Consider the following 18,479-nt stretch of genomic DNA (forward strand, 5'->3'; position numbering starts at 1 on the left):
GCCCGCCGCAGCCGCCACCGCCTGATGATCCGCCTGGTCAAGGGCGCCTACTGGGACAGCGAGATCAAGCGCGGCCAGGTGGAAGGCCTGGAGGGCTATCCGGTCTACACGCGCAAGGTCTACACCGATGTGTCGTACGTGGCCTGCGCGCGCAAGCTGCTGTCGGTGCCCGACGCGATTTATCCACAGTTCGCGACGCACAACGCGCACACGCTGTCCGCGATCTACCAGATCGCCGGCCACAGCTACTACCCCGGCCAGTACGAGTTCCAGTGCCTGCACGGCATGGGCGAGCCGCTGTACGACCAGGTGGTGGGCCCGACCGCCGACGGCAAGTTCAACCGTCCGTGCCGCATCTACGCGCCGGTCGGCACGCATGAAACGCTGCTGGCCTACCTGGTGCGCCGCCTGCTGGAGAACGGCGCCAACACCTCGTTCGTGAACCGCATCGCCGACGACACCATCTCGCTGGACGAACTGGTGGCCGACCCGGTCGCCGTGGTCGAAGCCATGCACCGCGACGAAGGCACGCTGGGCCTGCCGCATCCGCGCATCCCGTCGCCGCGCACGCTGTACGGCAAGAGCCGTCCCAATTCCGCCGGCATCGACCTGGCCAACGAACACCGCCTGGCTTCGCTGTCGTCGGCCTTGCTGGCGGGCACCAGCGAGCGCCAGGTCGCCGAGCCGATGCTGGGGGCCGCGCTGGTCGCCGATTTGCCGCGCGCAGCCGACGCCATCACCACGCCCGTGCTGAACCCCGCCGACCACCGCGACGTGGTCGGCCAGGTCACCGAAGCCAGCCAGGCCGACGTCGACGCCGCGCTGCAGGCCGCGGTGAACGCCGCGCCGATCTGGCAGGCGACGCCGCCGGACGTGCGCGCCGCCGCGCTGGAGCGCGCCGCCGACCTGATGGAAGCCCAGATGCAGTCGCTGATGGGCATCATCATGCGCGAGGCCGGCAAGACCTTCTCCAATGCCATCGCCGAAGTGCGCGAGGCCGTGGACTTCCTGCGCTACTACGCCGCCGAGATCCGCCGCGGCTTCGACAACGAGACTCATCGCCCGCTGGGCCCGGTGGTTTGCATCAGCCCGTGGAACTTCCCGCTGGCGATCTTCACCGGCCAGGTCGCCGCGGCGCTGGCCGCCGGCAACCCGGTACTGGCCAAGCCCGCCGAGCAGACCCCGCTGATCGCCGCCGCCGCGGTGAAGCTATTGCGCGAGGCCGGCGTGCCGCCCGGCGCGGTGCAGCTGCTGCCGGGCCGCGGCGAAACCGTCGGCGCAGCGCTGGTGGGCGATGCGCGCGTCAAGGGCGTGATGTTCACCGGCTCGACCGAGGTAGCGCGCATCCTGCAACGCAATGTCGCCGGGCGCCTGGACGCCGCCGGCCGCCCGATCCCGCTGATCGCCGAGACCGGCGGCCAGAACGCGATGATCGTCGACTCTTCGGCGCTGGCCGAGCAGGTCGTCGGCGACGTGGTCAACTCCGCCTTCGACTCGGCCGGCCAGCGCTGCTCGGCGCTGCGCGTGCTGTGCCTGCAGGAGGACGTGGCTGACCGCGTGCTGGAAATGCTCAAGGGCGCGATGCAGGAACTGACCATGGCCAACCCGGACCGCCTGTCGACCGATGTCGGGCCGGTGATCGACGAAGAGGCGCGCGCCAACATCGTGCGCCATATCGACGCCATGCGTGCCAAGGGCCGCCGCGTCCACCAGGCCGATCCCGACGCCGCGCAGGGCGCCAGCTGCCGCAACGGCACCTTCGTGCCGCCGACGCTGATCGAGCTGGACAGCATCGAGGAACTGAAGCGCGAGGTGTTTGGCCCGGTGCTACACGTGGTGCGCTTCCCGCGCGCGGCGCTCGACACCATGGTCAGCCAGATCAACGGCACCAACTACGGCCTGACGCTGGGCATCCATACCCGCATCGACGAGACCATCTCGTTTATCGTCAGCCGCGCCCATGTGGGCAACCTGTACGTGAACCGCAACATCGTCGGCGCGGTGGTGGGCGTGCAGCCGTTCGGTGGCGAGGCGCTGTCGGGCACCGGTCCCAAGGCGGGCGGCCCGCTCTACCTGCACCGGCTGCTGTCGGTGTGTCCGCAGGACGCGGTGGCACGCAGCGTGCGCGCCGCCGACGTGACGAACCACGCCGAGAAGGTTGGCCCGGACGATGAAGCAGCGCATGCCGCCGAAGCCTTCCGCAACTGGGCCGCCACCGAGCTGCCCGCGGTCGCCGACGCCTGCGCGCGCTTTGCCGAGACATCGCCGTCGGGCCTGGCGGTGACGCTGGCCGGCCCCACCGGCGAGCGCAACACCTACACGCTGCTGCCGCGCGCTCACGTGCTGTGCCTGGCCGCGCAGGAAGCCGACCTGGCGCTGCAGCTGGGCGCCGTGCTGACCGTCGGCGCGCGTGCCGTATGGCCGGAGAACCCTGTTGCGCGGGGGCTGTTTGCGCGCCTGCCCAAGGGCGTACAATCGCGCGTCCGCATGGTGGCTGACTGGACCGCCGCGGACATCGCCATCGATGCGGTGCTGCACCACGGCGACTCCGACCAGCTGCGCACGGTGTGCGAGCAGGTGGCGGCGCGCCCGGGACCGATCATCGGCGTGCAGGGCCTGGCGCAGGGCGAACCGAACGTCGCGCTCGACCGCCTGCTGATCGAGCGCTCGCTGTCGGTCAACACCGCGGCCGCGGGCGGCAACGCAAGTTTGATGACGATCGGCTGAGGCATTCTCGGACGCGCGTCTTGTCGAAGCGCGCACCGGTGGCGGCGATCCTGCCCCGGCGCGCATACCAAGGAGGGCGCGGCATTGCCAGGCCGCGCCTCGAAAAATACGCCGCTCAGGGCGCCATACCGGCACCACCGCGGCACCAGAGTGGCACCAATTGGGACCCAAGGAGATCTGATGAGCTCGACTTTCCACAAGACGGCAATGACCGTTGCCCTGACCCTGGCCGGCCTGACCGCCGCCTCCGCAGCCTTCGCGCAAGCGCAGGAAATCAAGCTGGGCTATGCCGGCCCGATGACCGGCGGCCAGGCCCAGTACGGCAAGGACATGCAGAACGGCATCGTCCTCGCGATCGAGGACATGAACGCCACCAAGCCGAAGATCGGCGGCAAGGAAGTCAAGTTCGTGCTGGTCTCCGAAGACGACCAGGCCGACCCCAAGACCGGCTCGGTGGTCGCGCAGAAGCTGGTCGACAACGGCATCCAGGGCATGCTCGGCCACTTCAACTCGGGCACCACCATCCCGGCGTCGATGGTCTACAACCGCGCCGGCATTCCGCAGATCGCCATGGCGACCGCGCCGGAATACACCAAGCAGGGTTTCAAGACCACCTTCCGCATGATGACCTCCGACACCCAGCAGGGTTCGGTGATCGGCGCCTACGTGGTGAAGAAGCTGGGCGCGAAGAACATCGCCATCGTCGATGACCGCACCGCCTACGGCCAGGGCCTGGCCGACGAGTTCGAGAAGGCCGCCAAGGCCGCCGGCGGCAAGGTCGTGCGCCGCGAGTTCACCAACGACAAGGCGGTGGACTTCAAGGCCGTGCTGACTAACATCAAGCGCAGCAACCCGGACATCATCTTCTACGGCGGCGCCGAGACCCAGTCCGCGCCGATGGCCAAGCAGGTCAAGGAACTGGGGATCAAGGCGCCGCTGGTCTCGGGCGAAATGTCCAAGACCGACAACTTCCTGAAGCTGGCCGGCCCTGCCGCCGAAGGAACCGTGGTGTCGCTGGCCGGCCTGCCGCTGGACCAGATGCCGGGCGGCTCCGCCTACGAGAAGAAGTACGAGAAGCGCTTCGGCTCCAAGGTGCAGACCTACTCGCCATACTCGTATGACGGCGCCACCGCGATGATGAGTGCGATGGTCAAGGCCGGTTCGGCCGATCCGGCGCGCTACCTGCCGGTGCTGGCCGCGACCAGCATGCAGGGCGTGACCACCAAGACGCTGGCCTATGACGCCCGCGGCGACCTGAAGGACGGCGGCATCACCGTCTACAAGGTGGTGGGCGGCAAGTGGACCGTATTGGAGACGGTCGGCGGCAAGTAAGGAATCGTTGCCCGCCTAGGCAGGACGCCACCCTCGGGTGGCGTTTTGCATTGGGCAAATGTCAAGAAAGCGGCGGCCGTGCCGATGGTTGTCCGGATGCGGATCGCTCTCATGGCGCATAATCCCGCACTCGCTTACCAAAATGCAGAAGGAGCAGTACGTGTCCGTGCCGGAAGTCAGCTACGACCACGCCATCGAGCTTGCCAACCAGGGCCGCTTTGCCGAAGCCCTGCAGATCGCCGACCAGCTTGCGCAGGCTCGGCCAGAGGTGGTCGATTTCGTCACGCTGCGCGCGCGGCTGCACTTCGACAAGGGGGATGCCGCCGCGGCGCTCGCAGTGCTGGACGAGGCGCTTGCGCGCCTGGACAGCCTGCCGCTGCAGCCGCCGCACCGCTGGGCCTCGCGCGGCGTGATCGCGCACCGCTACGGCGCCATGCTGATGAGCCTGGGCCGCGACGCCGAGGCGCGCCCGTGGCTGCACGAGGCCGCGCAGCGCAGCGGACTGCTGTCGGGCGAATGGCCGGCGCATTTCCACGCCGGCCTGGCCGCGCTGCGCATGAACGACATGGCGGCCGCGGCACGCTACTGGCACGATCTGATGTTCCGGAATCCCGACCTGGGCGCCGAAGACATCACACCGCTGGTGCGCGACTACATTGCCCGTGCCGAGGCGGCCGGCGTGCCGGTGGAGCCGCTGATGCGTATCTGCCTGGGGCGCGTGGCGCTGGACAATCCGCACCTGCTGCAACTCGACGCCGATGCCGGCGACGCGCTCGCAGCGGACCAGGCCGCCCGCGTGCTGGCCGACCATCCCGACCATCCCGAGGCACGCCGGCTGCGCGCGCCGCTGCGCTGGGGCGTGGGCGACATGCAGGGAGCGCTCGACGATCTTGCGGTCTACCTGCGCCAGGTGCCCGACCCGCAGGCACAGGTACGCGAACTGGCCTGGCGCCATCAGCTGGCCAAGGCCGGCGTGCAGGATGCCGAACGTGAGCCCTGGCTGCGCTTCGCCATCACCGACAAGTCCGACGACGGCGCCGCCTACTACCGCGCCGCAATGGCGCTGGGCGAGTTCATCGACGAAGTCCCCGCCGCCGAGGCGGCGCTGCGCCCCGCGCTAGTGGCCGCCTGCCGCCACGGTGTAGCCTGCTACGACCAGTACTTCGCCACGGGCCAGGGCGATGCCGCCGGGCACGGCGGCAATGCCGATCCGCACGTGTACTCCTTGCTGTGCCGCCTGCTGGCGCGCAGCCTGCCCGCGGATGCCGCGCACCTGGAAGAGCGCATCGCGCTGCATCGCCACGGCATGGCCGCCAGCGAGTTCATCGACCACTGGATCGACCTGCTCGACTGCCATGCCGGCGCGGGCCAGCACGGCAAGGTGGTCGAGCTGGCCGGCGAAGTGCTGAACCGCTATCCGCTCGAGCGCAACCCGGCCGATGTCACCTGGGCCTTCAGCCGCCTGATCGCGGCGTGGAAGTCCATGGGCGGCGCTGAACCGGCCGAGGCCGCGCGCGCCGCGATGGCGCACATGGACGCGCGCCTGGATGCGCTGCCGGTGGAGGCCCGCAGCGAGGCCGCGCACCCCATGGCGCATGCGCGCGCGCACTTTGCCGCGCTGCTGCAGGCGCAGATGGCGCGCATGGACGAGCATGACCGTGCCGACGCGCTCGCCGAGATCGAGACCCAGCAGCGCCGCGCGCTGCTGGTCGAGGATGCCTGGCTGTACAACCGCTTCGGCCTGCTGTGGCGTGAACTGGGCGACACGGAGCGCGCGCTGCCGATGTTCGAGCAGGCGGTCGCCCTGACCAAAGGCGATCCCGAGGACCAGGCCGGGCCACGGGTGCAGCGCGGACTGGTCCACAACGCCGCGCGGCGCCACGACGCGGCCATGGCAGACTTCGTCGCGGCCTTTGCCGTGCGCGATGACTGGGATGCCGAGGTATGCCTGCGCGTGGTCGAGTCGGCGCTCGGGCTGCAGCAGCGCGAGACGGCGCTGGCCTACTTCGACAAGGCCCGCGCCCGCGGTGCCGCGCAGGGCGCTACGCGCACTTTGTACGCGCAGATGGAGACGGCGCTGAAGTCAACCCGCCCGCGCTGGAAAGTCTGGGGCGTCTGAAACGCCGCACGGACACCCGGCCGCGCCGGGGTCCTCGCAAAAATGTAAAAAACGCCATCCGGGAGATGGCGTTTTTTACATGAAGTTGACCGAAGTTAGTCGCTCGTTTGGTGCGGTGTCGGACAATCACTGACATGGATTGTCATGTGCTTACATTACCATGTCGACCATGAACGGACTGAGCCAACTATTTCCAACACTCCCCCTCGCCCCAGGCGGCTTGTTCTGGGTCGGACTCGCGCTGGTAGGCGCGGGCCTCGCGGGGGAAGTCAGCCGCCGCTGGCTGCGCTGCCCGCGCATCGTGGGCTACGCCGTCGTGGGGCTGTTCGCCGGCATGCTCGGGCGCGGCATCGTCGACGAGAACATGATCAACCAGACCCGTATCCTGATCGATATGGCGCTGGCACTGGCCCTGTTCGAACTCGGGCACCGGCTGTCGCTGACCTGGCTGCGCGCCAACCGCTGGCTGCTGCTGACCAGCGCCTTCGAGAGCCTGCTGACCTGGGGCCTGGTCGCGGCGGTGCTGCAATGGATCGGCGCCTCGCCCGGCGTGGCGATCCTGGCCGGCGGCATTGCCGTCAGCACCTCGCCCACCATCGTGCTGCAGCTCAAGAACGAACTGCGCGCCGAAGGCCAGGTCACCGAGCGGCTGATGGCGATGGCAGCGCTGAACAGCATCTATGCCGCCGCGATCGTGCAGCTGACCACCGGCTGGCTGCATTCCGAATATGGCAACCTGGGCGCCGCGCTGCTGCACCCGCTCTACCTGCTGGTGGGTTCGTGCCTGCTGGCATGGGTGGTGGGGAAGGTCGGCCATGTGATCTATGAGCGCATGTCGGCCGATGACCACTACAGCTTCCTGGTGCTGGTGGGCCTGGTGCTGTTCACGCTGGCGCTGACCCGGGTACTAAAATTGTCGATGCCGCTGACATTGCTGCTGGCCGGCGTGGTGTTCAAGCACCAGGACAGCCAGCCGCATGTCTGGCCGCCGCACTTCGGCAGCGCCGGCAGCCTGCTGATCATTGTGATGGTGGTGTCGCTGGGCCTGCCGCTGACCGCGCATGACTGGGTCGTGGGTGGCGCATATGCCGTCGTGCTGGTGCTGCTGCGCCACCTCGCCAAGCTTGCCGGCGTGGTGTCGCTGGGATCGTTTTCGGGCCTGAGCATGCGCCAGTGCATGGCCCTGGGGGTGGCGCTGGCGCCGATGTCGGGGCTGGCCTACCTGCTGATGAGTGACGTCGCGCGCATCTACCCCGGGACCGGACAGCCGCTGGCCGCCATCATCCTGTGCGCGCTGGCGATCGAACAACTGCTCGGCCCGGTGATGGCAGCGTGGGCGCTGCGCTTCGCCGGCGAATCCCGGGCCAACGGAGGAGGGCGCTGATGTCGCTCGAATCGTTCAAGCAATCCGAGGCGCTGACCTTCGGCGTGGAGCTGGAGTTGCAGCTGGTCAACCGCCACGACTACGACCTGGCGCCGTTCGCGCCCGACCTGCTGCGCGCGCTCAAGGGCGCCGAGCACGCCGGCGACATCAAGCCGGAGATCAGCCCGTCGATGATCGAGATCAGCACGGGCATCTGCCACAGCTACCAGCAGGCGCTGGACGAGCTGACCACCATGCGCGACCTGATGGTGGCGGCCTCGCGCTCGCTCAACCTGGGTATTTCCGGCGGCGGCACGCATCCGTTCATGCAATGGGCCGACCGCACCATCTCGGATTCGCCGCGCTACCAGTACATCTCCGAGCTCTATGGCTACCTGGCCAAGCAGTTCACCGTGTTCGGCCAGCACGTGCATATCGGCTGCCCGAGCGCGGACGAGTCGCTGTTCCTGCTGCACGCCATCGGCCGCTACGTGCCGCACTTCGTTGCGCTGGCGGCGTCGTCGCCGTACGTGCAGGGTGTCGATACCGGCTTTGCCTCGGCGCGCCTGAATTCGGTCGCGGCCTTCCCGATGAGCGGGCGCGCGCCCTTCCTGCTGACCTGGGATGCCTTCACCGCGTACTTCGAGAAAATGCGCAATACCGGCGTGATCGAGAGCATGAAGGACTTCTACTGGGATATCCGGCCGAAGCCGGAATTCGGCACCATCGAGGTCCGCGTGATGGACACGCCGCTGACGGTGCAGCGCGCCTGCGATATCGCCGCCTATATCCAGATGCTGGCGCGCTACCTGCTGCTGTCGCGCCCGTTCATGCCGCAGGAAGACGATTACCTGGTGTACACCTTCAACCGCTTCCAGGCGTGCCGCTTCGGGCTGGACGGTGAATACGTGCATCCCAACGAGCTGACCCGGATGCCGATCGCCGACCATATCCTGTCGATTTGCGATGCGCTGGTGCCGCATGCCGAGGCGCTCGGTTCGCTGTCGGCACTGGCCAATATCCGCGCGCTGGCCGAGCGCCGCGACGGCGATGCCGAATGGCTGCGCCAGACCGATGCCGACGCGCGCAGCCAGCGCGAGACCGTGCGCAAGGCGTGCGAGCGCTGGGCGGTGTAACGCCGCCCGCTACCCGCCGCTACCCGCCGCCACTGCACGTCACTCAATGCACGCGGCTCACTTCACGCTATAGCCGCGCCCTTGCATGCACGCGGACCAGGCCTGGTAATACGACCCCATCGCCTGATTGGTGTTGGCCTGCGCCTGCTGGTTGGCGGCGTTGGCCTGGCGCCGTGACTGCCGGTGTGCCACGCCGCCTGCCACCGTACCCGTTGCAGCGCCAACCGCCGCGCCTTTGCCGGCATCGCCCGCGATTGCCCCAACGACTGCTCCGGCAGCCGCGCCGCCGGCGGCACCGCGCACGCGCTGCCCGCTTTGCGCTTGCGCCGGTGGCGGTGCCGCGGCAGCCTGCGCGGGGTCGACACCGGACTGCTGCTTGGCCCAGCTGTAGCAGGCGCCGTCGTCACTGGCCTGCTGCTGCTGGCTCTGGCCCTTGGCCGGATAGGCCACGGGCTTGCCTTGCGCCAGCACCGGGGCCGGGGCCAGCGCCAGCGCTGCCGCCAGCATGCCCAGGCCGCGGAACAGCGTGCGGTTCTGCCTTCGTTTCATGATCGATCCCCCGCCGTTGGCAGCCGCCGCCGTGTGCGGTAGCGGCCGTGTGTGTGAAGGCCAGTATTGCAGCCAGCGTGGCTAAGTCAATGCATCCTTTCAAAGCGCCGGGCGTGGCGGGTACCAAGGCGTGCCCGCAGGTGCCCGGCAGCACGCGCGGATCAGCGGGATGCGGGCGGCGACAGCAGGAACGCGAGCGCGTTGCGCCACCATGCCTCGTCGACGTACCCGGTCCAGTCGTTGTGCCCGGCATGGTCGATGACCGCCAGGCGGCGGGGTTCGTCCAGCGCTTCATAGAGCGCCTTGCCGAACCGGGGCGGCACGATGTTGTCGCGTTCGGCCACAACCACCATGACCGGGCGGCCAAAGGCGGCCAGGTTGGCCACGCTGTCGTAACGGTCGCGCAGCAGCCATCCGGTTGGTAGCCATGCATAGTGGTGGGCGGCAACGTGGGCAAGCTTGTCCCACGGCGTGATCAGCAGCAAGGCATCGACATGCTCGCGCTGGCGCGTTGCGGCGGCCGCGGCAACACCGGCGCCGAGCGATTCGCCGACCAGCAGCAGGGGGCCGCCAAACTGGTGCCGGGCGAGCGCAATCGCCTGGCCGGCATCGTCGACGAAGCTGCGCTCGCCAAGCGCGCCGTCGCGCGGGCCATAGCCGGGATATTCGGCCAGTATCACGCGGATACCCAGCCGCGTCAGCACGCTGGCGTAGTAGCCGCGATGGCCGGCGTGCCCGGCATTGCCGTGGAAGACCATGGCGGTCCCGCGGGCGGGGCCGTGCGGCTCGGCCAGCAGGCCGCGAAAATCATCCGGGCCCGGCCATGCGCGCAGTCCGGGCGAGACCATGTCGTCCACCGAGGCCTTGTCGGGAAAGTAGAGGAAGCGATCCTGCAGCATCAGGACGGACCCAAGCAGGACCACGCAAGCCAGCAGCCAGCGCAGCCGCCGCCGCGCCGACGCGGACCGTGCCGCAGGCAGCGCGGTTGCCCGCATGGCAGGCGGGCTAGGCGCCGGCGACCACCGGTTCGCACCGCACTTCGGTCCGGACCGAATTGGCGATAAAGCAGGCATCGTGCGCGGCATGATGCAGGCGCTCCAGCTCGTCGCGGGTCGGTTCGCGCTCGCCGGAGAAGGTGACATGGGGGCGCAAGGTCACCACCGTCATCGCCATCCGGCCCTCGCGGTTCTTTTCCATCACGCCGGTGGCGGCATCGACATAGCGGTCGACGACAAAGCGCTGCTTCGCCGCCAGCGACAGGAACCACAGCATGTGGCAGCTCGACAGCGAGGCGATGAACATCTCTTCCGGGTCGACCGCGCTGGCATCCGACATCGGCAACGGCACCACATCAGGCGACGACGAACCCGGGACTTCCGCGCCGCCATCGAAGCGCAGGACATGCCTGCGGCTGTAGCGGTTGCCGATGAAATCCTGCCCGTCGCGTTGCCACAGGACCTCGGCGGTATATACGGACATGCGCAGACTCCTAATGTTGGGAATGCTTCAGGCGCCGTGCGGCACGCTCTCGCCGTCGCGCAGGCCCAGGCGCTGGTTGGCCGGCACCGCAATATCGATCAGCCTGGGCCGGGGCAGGTTCAGGTTGCGCATCATGTCAATGAACTCCTCGCGCGTGCGGCCGGATACGCGGCTGTTGTGCGCGCGCTCATGGCCGATGGTCGACGAGGTCTGGCCCTTGTAGTCGTGCGCGGGGTAGACCCGGGTATCGTCGGGCAGCGCAAAGAGCTTGCGGGTCAGGCTGTCGTACAGCGTGCCGGCGTCGCCCGACTGGAAATCGGTGCGGCCGCAGCCGTCGATCAGCAGTGCGTCGCCCGTGAAGACGCGGCGCACGATGCCATCGGATGTGGGCTCTTCCCACAGGTAGCTCATGCTGCCGGCGGTATGGCCGGGCGTATGGATCGCGCGCAGCACCTGCTTGCCGAATGCGACAGTGTCGCCGTCGATCAGTTGCTTCTGTGCCGGCTTGATATCGCAGCCCGATGGCGCCGCGGTGTGCGCGCCGGTCTGCATGGCGAGATGGCCGGCGGAGGTGATGTGGTCGGCGTGGGCGTGGGTCTCGATGACCCAGGCCAGGTGTGCGCCGGTATCCTTTACCAGCGCCAGGTCGCGTTCGAACTGGTGGTCGACCGGGTCGATCAGCAGCGCCTCCTTCGTTTCCGCATCGATCAGCAGGTAGGTGAAGGTGGACGAGGTATCGTCAAAGAGCTGGTGGAAGGTCTGCATGGCGGGCCCTCTTGTTCTGCAGTCGGGGAACGCCGCCATGATACGCCGCAATGGATGCGCATTGGGTGCGCAACAGGCGTCCTCTGGCACCTCTCACTTGTTTATGGGAGGTCAGCACTCCACGATATTCACCGCCAGCCCGCCGCGCGCCGTTTCCTTGTACTTCGTCTTCATGTCGGCGCCGGTCTCGCGCATGGTCTTGATCACCGAATCGAGCGATACGTAGTGCGTGCCGTCGCCGCGCAGCGCCATGCGTGCCGCGTTGACCGCCTTGACCGACGCCATCGCATTGCGCTCGATGCACGGGATTTGCACCAGCCCGCCGACCGGGTCGCAGGTCAGGCCGAGGTTGTGCTCCATGCCGATCTCGGCCGCGTTCTCCACCTGCGCCGGGCTGCCGCCGAGCACCGCGGCAAGCGCGCCGGCGGCCATCGAACAGGCCACGCCGACCTCGCCCTGGCAGCCGACCTCAGCGCCGGAGATCGATGCGTTGAGCTTGTACAGCAGCCCGATCGCGCCCGCGGTCAGCAGGAAGTCCACCACGCCCTGCTTGTTCGCGCCCGGCACGAAGCGGTCGTAGTAGTGCAGCACGGCGGGGATGATGCCGGCGGCGCCATTGGTCGGCGCGGTCACCACGCGGCCGCCCGCCGCATTCTCTTCATTGACGGCGATGGCGTACAGGTTGACCCAGTCCATCACCGACAGCGGATCCGACAAGGTGCGCTCGGCGCGCTCGGTCAGGCTGCGGTACAGCTCGGGCGCGCGCCGCTTCACCTTGAACGGCCCCGGCAGCTCGCCATCGGTGCGGCAGCCGCGCGCGACGCAGGTCTGCATCACGTCCCAGATATGCAGCAGCCCGTCGTTGACTTCCTGCTCGCTGCGCCAGGTCAGTTCGTTTTCCAGCATCAGCCGCGCAATGCTCTTGCCGCTGGCCTGCGCCATGTCCAGCATGTCCTTGCCGCTGCGGAACGGATGGGGCAACTGCTGCGCGGCGTTCAGCACCTGGGTATTAGGCGCACCCGCCGTGACCACGAAGCCTCCGCCCACCGACAGGTAGCGCGCTTCGCGCAGGCTCGCCCCGCTGCTGTCGAAGGCATGGAACTTCATGCCGTTGGGATGCTCGGCCAGTGCCTCGCGGCGGTAGAACGCGATGTGCTCCTTCTCGACGAAGGGCACGATATGGCGTCCCAGCAGCGACAGCACGCGCGTCTTGCGCAACGCGGCGAGCCTAGTGTCGATGGAATCGGGATCGATGGTGTCGGGCGACTCGCCCATCAGGCCGAGGATGACGCCCTTGTCGGTGCCGTGGCCCTTGCCGGTGGCGCCGAGCGAGCCGTACAGCTCGACCCGCACACTGGCCACCTGCGGCAGCAGGCCGTCGCGCTCCAGCCCCTGCGCGAACATCAGGGCCGCGCGCATCGGGCCCACGGTATGCGAGCTCGACGGGCCGATGCCCACCTTGAACAGATCGAAGACGCTGACTGCCACGGAATGTCTCCAGCAATGGGTGTGGCCCTGCAGAGGCTCTTTTTAGGCGGTCGAAGTACTGCAGCGGACACCGCCGCCGGCGGGTCCGTCATCTTGAGAATAGTGCGACGGCCGCGTCGCCGCGGACGCGGCGGCACCGGCCTGGGCGTGCGTCAGTCGACCACGTAGTCGCTGACCGGCACGCAGCTGCAGAACAGGTTGCGGTCGCCGTACACGTTGTCGGCACGGCCAACCGGCGGCCAGTACTTCTGCGTGCGCAGCGATGCCACCGGATAAGCGGCTTCCTCGCGCGTGTACTTGTGGGTCCACTCGTTGGCGGTCACCACCGCGGCGGTGTGGGGCGCGTGCTTGAGCGGGTTGTCCTCGCGGTCGAAAGTACCGTCGGCGACGCGGCCGATTTCCTGGCGGATCGCGATCATCGCGTCGATAAAGCGGTCCAGCTCGTGCAGCGCCTCGCTCTCGGTCGGCTCGATCATCAGCGTGCCCGGTACCGGGAAGCTCATGGTCGGGGCGTGGAACCCGTAGTCCATCAGGCGCTTGGCCACGTCTTCGTTGCTGATGCCGGTTTCCTTCTGCAGCGGGCGCACGTCCAGGATGCACTCGTGCGCGACCAGGTCGTGCTGGCCGGTGTACAGCACCGGGTAGTACGGCGCCAGGCGCTTGGCCACGTAGTTGGCGGCCAGGATGGCGTTCTCGGTGGCGGCGGTCAGGCCGGCCGAACCCATCATCGCGATATACATCCACGAGATCGGCAGGATGCTGGCCGAGCCGAACGGTGCCGCCGACACGCCGCCGATGCCGCGGTCGTCGCGGCGATAGCCGACGCTGTCCTGGTTGGGCAGGAAGTCCGCCAGGTGCGCGCCGACCGCGACCGGACCCACGCCCGGGCCGCCGCCGCCGTGCGGGATGCAGAAGGTCTTGTGCAGGTTAAGGTGCGACACGTCGCCACCGAACTGGCCTGGCGCGGCGGTGCCGACCATCGCGTTCATATTGGCGCCGTCGACATAGACCTGGCCGCCGTGCTGGTGCACGATCTCGCAGATCTGCTGCACGCCCTGCTCGAACACGCCGTGCGTGGACGGGTAGGTGATCATGATGGCAGCCAGGTTCTTGCTGTGCTGCTCGGCCTTCTTCGCCAGGTCTTCCAGGTCGACGTTGCCGTTCTCATCGCAGGCAACCACCACCACCTTCATGCCGGCCATTTGCGCCGACGCCGGGTTGGTGCCGTGCGCCGACGACGGGATCAGGCAGATGTCGCGATGGCTTTCGCCGCGGCTGGCGTGATACGCATGAATGATCAGCAGGCCGGCATACTCGCCTTGCGAGCCGGCGTTGGGCTGCAGGCTGACCGCGGCGTAGCCGGTGGCGGCGCACAGCATGGCCTCGAGCTGGTCGATCATCTCGCGGTAGCCCACGGTCTGGTCCAGCGGGGCAAACGGGTGGATCTGGCTGAACTCGGGCCAAGTCACCGGGATCATCTCGCTGGTCGCGTTCAGCTTCATCGTGCACGAGCCCAGCGGGATCATGGTGCGGTCCAGCGCCAGGTCCTTGTCGGCGAGCATGCGCAGGTAGCGCAGCATCTCGTGCTCGGCGTGGTGCGTATTGAAGACCGGGTGCGTCAGGTATTCGCTGGTGCGTGCCAGTGCGGCCGGGAACGCGTCATCGGTGGCGGCTTCGAGCTTGTCGAAATCGAGGCCCGCCGGCAGCGGCTTGCCTTGCGTGAAGATTTCCCACAGCGCGACCACGTCGGCGCGGGTGGCGGTCTCGTCCAGCGAGATGCCGACGCGCGTGGCGCCGGCATGGCGCAGGTTGATGCCGCGCGCGGTGGCGGCGGCGTGGATGGCTTCGGTGTTGAAGCCGGTTTCCAGCGTCAGCGTGTCGAAGAAGGTGGCGTTGGTGCGGGCGAAGCCGAGCTGCTCCAGCCCGGCGGCCAGCGTCGCGGCCAGGCGATGCACGCGCTGCGCGATGCGCTTCAGGCCTTGCGGGCCGTGGTACACGGCGTACATCGACGCCATCACCGCCAGCAGCACCTGCGCGGTACAGATGTTCGAGGTGGCCTTTTCGCGGCGGATATGCTGCTCGCGCGTCTGCAGCGCCAGGCGATATGCCTTGTTGCCCTGCGCGTCGACAGTCACGCCCACCAGGCGGCCCGGCATCGAGCGCTTGAACGCATCCTTCACCGCCATGTAGCCGGCGTGCGGGCCACCGAAGCCCAGCGGCACGCCGAAGCGCTGCGAGTTGCCCACGGCCACGTCGGCACCCCATTCGCCCGGCGCGGCGATCAGCGTCAGCGCCAGCAGGTCGGCGGCAGCCACCACCAGGCCACCGGCGGCATGCACGGCGTCGGCGATGGCGCGGTAGTCATTGACGTCGCCGTTGACGCCCGGGTACTGCAGCAGCACGCCGAAGGCGCCCGCGGCAGCGGCGTCGGCGGCAGGGCCGACCTTGACTTCGATGCCCAGCGGCAGCGCGCGCGTGCGTACCACTTCCAGCGTCTGCGGCAGCACGTCGTCGGCGACGAAGAAGGTGTTCGAGTCGTGCTTGTTCACGCGCTGCAGCAGCGTCATCGCTTCGGCGGCGGCGGTGCCTTCGTCGAGCATCGACGCATTGGCGATATCCAGCCCGGTCAGGTCGGTGACCATCTGCTGGAAGTTCAGCATCGCTTCCAGGCGGCCTTGCGAGATTTCCGGCTGGTAGGGCGTGTACGCCGTGTACCAGGCCGGGTTCTCGAAGATATTGCGCAGCACGACCGCGGGCGTGACGGTGTTGTAGTAGCCCTGGCCGATAAAGCTCTTGAGCACGCGGTTCTTGCTTGCCAGGCTGCGCAGCCTGGCAAGCGCGGCTTCCTCGCTCAGCGGCTCGGTGAACTCGCCCATCGGCATGCCGTCGCGGCGGCGGATGGCGGCGGGGATCACGGCGTCGATCAGCGCGGCGCGGCTGTCATAGCCGAGCACCTGAAGCATGTGCTGCTGTTCGGGGGTATCGGGGCCGATATGGCGGGCGGCGAAGGCGTCGCGCGCCTCCAGTTCGGCCAGCGTGGGCCGGTTACCTTGGGCGGCAGTCATGGGAAGCGGGGCGTTCATGGGCAAGAACCTCGTGGGGAGCGCTGCGGCAGGTGGTCAGCCGTGCCGCGGCGCTGCAATTTGCTTGTCATTCCCGCCTTCGCGGGAATGACGGACTTCAGGCGCCGACGCTGGCCTTGTACGCGTCGGCTGACATCAGGCCGTTGACGTCGTCGCTGTTGGCGGGCTTGAGCTTGAACAGCCAGGCGTCGAAGGCGTCGGCGTTGACGCTTTCCGGCGCGGCCGTGGCGGCTTCATTGACGGCGATCACTTCGCCGGCCACCGGGGCGTAGATGTCGGAAGCAGCCTTCACCGATTCGACCACTGCCAGCGCGTCGCCGGCACCGACCGACTTGCCCACTTCGGGCAGTTCCAGGAAGACGATGTCGCCCAGCGCGTCCTGTGCGTGGTCGGTGATGCCAATGGTGAGCGTGCCGTCGGCTTCGACGCGCACCCACTCATGCGACTCGGTGTATTTGAGGTCGGCGGGGAAATTCATGAAGGTTCTCCGGATTCAGATCTGTTTCTTGTTGGGTGATGCCTGCCCGGCAACGCTGCCGGCAGGCGAGGGCGACCGTTGGGTGAGCGGGTGTTTCCCTCAGCTCACGAGTGCCTTGCCATTACGCACAAACGGCAGTTTAACCACAGTCGCGTTGAGTTTGCGGTCGCGGATCTCCACCTGCACGGTGTCGCCGACGTTCACGCCCCGCGGCAGGCGCGCGAACGCAATCGATTGCGACAGCGAGGGGCTGAAGGTGCCGCTGGTGATTTCGCCGTCACCGGCGGGCGTGATGACCTTCTGGTGGGCGCGCAGCACGCCGCCTTTCTCGCGCAGGATCAGGCCGAGGAACTGCCGCTGTTGTCCGTTGGCGGCCAGCGCCGCCTTGCCGGTGAAGTCGCGCTCGCTCTGCAGGTCGACGGTCCAGGCCAGGCCAGCGTCCAGCGGCGAGGTATTGATGTCCATGTCCTGGCCGTACAGGTTCATGCCGGCTTCCAGGCGCAGCGTGTCGCGCGCACCCAGGCCAGCCGGGCGCACACCCGCGGCGTTCAGCTTTTCCCACAGGCCGGCGACGCTGGCGGCCGGCACCACCAGCTCGAAACCGTCCTCGCCGGTGTAGCCGGTGCGCGCGACCATGACCTCGCCGAGTGCGGGGTCCTGCACCACCACAGCGTTGAACGGCTTGAGCGCATCGGAAGGTTGGGTCGAGGGGAAGGTGCTCCACACCTTGGCGCGGGCGTTGGGCCCCTGCACTGCGACGATCGCCAGCGGCTGCACGCCCTCGGGCGCAACGTCTTCACGGCGCGGGGTAATGGTCACGCCGCTGCCGGTGGCATCGTTGCGGGCGCGGATCCAGTCGATATCGCCGACCGCGGTGCCGGCGTTGACCACCAGGCGGAACCGGTCCTCGGCAAAGAAGTAGACGATCAGGTCGTCGATCACGCCGCCTTTTTCGTCGAGCATGCACGAATACAGCGCCTTGCCCGGCGTCTGCAGCTTGTCGACGTTGTTGGCCAGCAGGCCGCGCAGGAAGGCGCGGGTATTGGGGCCGCTGAGATCGACCACGCACATGTGCGACACGTCGAACATGCCGGCGTCGGTGCGCACGGCGTTGTGCTCTTCGATCTGGGAGCCGTAGTTGACCGGCATGTCCCAGCCGCCGAAATCGACCATGCGGGCGCCGAGGGCGCGGTGGATGGCGTTGAGGGGCGTGGCCTGGAGCGTCATGGAATCCTCGGGGGCAATGTCGGGTTGCGAAAACAAAAAAGGGCCATCCGCCGCGGCGATCGCTACGCCAATATGGCAAGCAATCCGCTGCGGCGGATGACCCCTCTGTCCTCGATACCTGAGAGATTACGAAGCGGATCCAGTGGACCCAACCTCGCGCGCCCCTTCGGTGGGCACGCTCGCCACGAATGGCGGGTGCCGCTCTCCAGAGTGCGGCATGCATCGTGTGCATGTTGCATGCCGATCCGAACGGTCCGTGGTGCCTGAGAGTTTTCGGGTGATACCCCTTCGGCGGCGCAGTTCTGCGCGCTCTCCCGGTCGGATGCGCGCAATGTACGGGAGGCCCCGGCCTTTGTCAAACCAGGCCGGACGGCCGCCCGGCGGCTGTACCCGTTCCTGCGCCCCGCCGCCAGGGGCGGAACGTAGCGTTATTTATTCTTGTCGTCGGTCACGACGTTACCGATCACGCCGCCCACGGCCGCGCCACCCAGCGTACCCAGTGCGCTGCCCTCGGTCAGGATGGCACCGCCCACGGCACCCGCGCCCGCGCCAATGGCGGTATTGCGCTGCTTCGGGGTCATATCCGCGCAACCAGCGAATGCCGCGACCGTCGCGCCGATCAGGGTCGCCTTGGTCAATGTCTGCAGGATCTTCATTGTTGGCTCCGAGTGATGAATATTGCATGTCCGAGACACGCCTGGACATGACTGTTAGAACCTGGCGCACGTTCATC

At 68.0% G+C, this 18,479-nt stretch carries 14 protein-coding genes and 2 riboswitches; of the genes, 5 read left to right on the top strand and 9 right to left on the bottom strand.

All coding sequences use genetic code 11. The features are described from left to right. The 5 genes from putA to K309_RS0111430 form a co-directional block, all read left to right on the top strand. Positions 1 to 2,727, top strand: a 2,727-nt coding sequence (gene putA / locus K309_RS0111410) for a bifunctional proline dehydrogenase/L-glutamate gamma-semialdehyde dehydrogenase PutA (protein WP_029046534.1), incomplete at its 5' end; no start/stop codon positions are given. Between the two features lie 180 nt (positions 2,728 to 2,907). Next, positions 2,908 to 4,059, top strand: coding sequence for a branched-chain amino acid ABC transporter substrate-binding protein (locus tag K309_RS0111415; protein ID WP_029046535.1), 1,152 nt, complete (start codon positions 2,908 to 2,910; stop codon positions 4,057 to 4,059). Positions 4,060 to 4,219: 160 nt separating this feature from the next. Further along, a complete protein-coding gene (locus tag K309_RS0111420) occupies positions 4,220 to 6,178 on the top strand; it encodes a tetratricopeptide repeat protein (RefSeq protein ID WP_029046536.1) in 1,959 nt (652 codons plus the stop codon). 160 nt (positions 6,179 to 6,338) lie between these two features. Beyond that, a complete protein-coding gene (locus K309_RS0111425) occupies positions 6,339 to 7,562 on the top strand; it encodes a cation:proton antiporter (protein WP_029046537.1) in 1,224 nt (407 codons plus the stop codon). Next, positions 7,562 to 8,677 (top strand): YbdK family carboxylate-amine ligase, encoded by a 1,116-nt coding sequence (locus K309_RS0111430; RefSeq protein WP_029046538.1) that lies wholly within the window; start codon positions 7,562 to 7,564, stop codon positions 8,675 to 8,677. Before K309_RS0111425 ends, K309_RS0111430 begins: the two co-directional genes overlap by 1 nt. 57 nt (positions 8,678 to 8,734) lie before the next feature. On the opposite strand, the gene K309_RS0111435 is transcribed toward K309_RS0111430, so the two are convergent. The 9 genes from K309_RS0111435 to K309_RS0111475 all read right to left on the bottom strand — a co-directional run bounded on the left by K309_RS0111435 (position 8,735) and on the right by K309_RS0111475 (position 18,402). Further along, positions 8,735 to 9,226, bottom strand: coding sequence for a glycine zipper family protein (locus K309_RS0111435; RefSeq protein ID WP_029046539.1), 492 nt, complete (start codon positions 9,224 to 9,226; stop codon positions 8,735 to 8,737). Between the two features lie 161 nt (positions 9,227 to 9,387). Further along, positions 9,388 to 10,125 carry an alpha/beta hydrolase gene (locus tag K309_RS0111440; RefSeq protein WP_232232363.1) on the bottom strand — a complete coding sequence of 246 codons (738 nt, stop codon included), beginning with the start codon at positions 10,123 to 10,125 and terminating at the stop codon, positions 9,388 to 9,390. A gap of 106 nt (positions 10,126 to 10,231) precedes the next feature. After that, positions 10,232 to 10,705 (bottom strand): OsmC family protein, encoded by a 474-nt coding sequence (locus tag K309_RS0111445; protein ID WP_029046541.1) that lies wholly within the window; start codon positions 10,703 to 10,705, stop codon positions 10,232 to 10,234. Positions 10,706 to 10,732: 27 nt separating this feature from the next. Beyond that, entirely contained in the window at positions 10,733 to 11,470 is a 738-nt protein-coding gene (locus K309_RS0111450) for an MBL fold metallo-hydrolase (protein WP_029046542.1), read from the bottom strand. 111 nt (positions 11,471 to 11,581) lie between these two features. Next, entirely contained in the window at positions 11,582 to 12,958 is a 1,377-nt protein-coding gene (locus tag K309_RS0111455) for an L-serine ammonia-lyase (protein ID WP_029046543.1), read from the bottom strand. A gap of 152 nt (positions 12,959 to 13,110) precedes the next feature. Beyond that, positions 13,111 to 16,041, bottom strand: a complete 2,931-nt coding sequence (gene gcvP / locus K309_RS0111460) for an aminomethyl-transferring glycine dehydrogenase (protein ID WP_029046544.1) — start codon at positions 16,039 to 16,041, stop codon at positions 13,111 to 13,113. Positions 16,042 to 16,138: 97 nt separating this feature from the next. Next, positions 16,139 to 16,519 carry a glycine cleavage system protein GcvH gene (gcvH, locus tag K309_RS0111465; RefSeq protein WP_029046545.1) on the bottom strand — a complete coding sequence of 127 codons (381 nt, stop codon included), beginning with the start codon at positions 16,517 to 16,519 and terminating at the stop codon, positions 16,139 to 16,141. A 99-nt stretch (positions 16,520 to 16,618) separates the two neighbouring features. Further along, entirely contained in the window at positions 16,619 to 17,746 is a 1,128-nt protein-coding gene (gene gcvT, locus K309_RS0111470) for a glycine cleavage system aminomethyltransferase GcvT (protein WP_029046546.1), read from the bottom strand. A gap of 95 nt (positions 17,747 to 17,841) precedes the next feature. Beyond that, positions 17,842 to 17,965, bottom strand: a riboswitch (glycine riboswitch). A gap of 21 nt (positions 17,966 to 17,986) precedes the next feature. After that, a riboswitch (glycine riboswitch) is annotated at positions 17,987 to 18,073 on the bottom strand. 101 nt (positions 18,074 to 18,174) lie between these two features. Continuing rightward, positions 18,175 to 18,402, bottom strand: coding sequence for a YMGG-like glycine zipper-containing protein (locus K309_RS0111475; RefSeq protein ID WP_029046547.1), 228 nt, complete (start codon positions 18,400 to 18,402; stop codon positions 18,175 to 18,177). Between the last annotated feature and the right edge of the window lie 77 nt (positions 18,403 to 18,479).

Source organism: Cupriavidus phytohabitans, from assembly GCF_000426345.1.
GTDB lineage: Bacteria > Pseudomonadota > Gammaproteobacteria > Burkholderiales > Burkholderiaceae > Cupriavidus.

Excerpts from the sequence above, each read along its gene's own strand:
- K309_RS0111415 (WP_029046535.1), top strand. The coding sequence starts at position 2,908 with ATGAGCTCGACTTTCCACAAGACGGCAATGACCGTTGCCCTGACCCTG.
- K309_RS0111425 (WP_029046537.1), top strand. The coding sequence starts at position 6,339 with ATGTCGACCATGAACGGACTGAGCCAACTATTTCCAACACTCCCCCTC.
- K309_RS0111430 (WP_029046538.1), top strand. The coding sequence starts at position 7,562 with ATGTCGCTCGAATCGTTCAAGCAATCCGAGGCGCTGACCTTCGGCGTG.
- K309_RS0111435 (WP_029046539.1), bottom strand. The coding sequence starts at position 9,226 with ATGAAACGAAGGCAGAACCGCACGCTGTTCCGCGGCCTGGGCATGCTG.
- K309_RS0111440 (WP_232232363.1), bottom strand. The coding sequence starts at position 10,125 with ATGCTGCAGGATCGCTTCCTCTACTTTCCCGACAAGGCCTCGGTGGAC.
- K309_RS0111445 (WP_029046541.1), bottom strand. The coding sequence starts at position 10,705 with ATGTCCGTATATACCGCCGAGGTCCTGTGGCAACGCGACGGGCAGGAT.
- K309_RS0111450 (WP_029046542.1), bottom strand. The coding sequence starts at position 11,470 with ATGCAGACCTTCCACCAGCTCTTTGACGATACCTCGTCCACCTTCACC.
- gcvP (WP_029046544.1), bottom strand. The coding sequence starts at position 16,041 with ATGAACGCCCCGCTTCCCATGACTGCCGCCCAAGGTAACCGGCCCACG.
- gcvH (WP_029046545.1), bottom strand. The coding sequence starts at position 16,519 with ATGAATTTCCCCGCCGACCTCAAATACACCGAGTCGCATGAGTGGGTG.
- gcvT (WP_029046546.1), bottom strand. The coding sequence starts at position 17,746 with ATGACGCTCCAGGCCACGCCCCTCAACGCCATCCACCGCGCCCTCGGC.
- K309_RS0111475 (WP_029046547.1), bottom strand. The coding sequence starts at position 18,402 with ATGAAGATCCTGCAGACATTGACCAAGGCGACCCTGATCGGCGCGACG.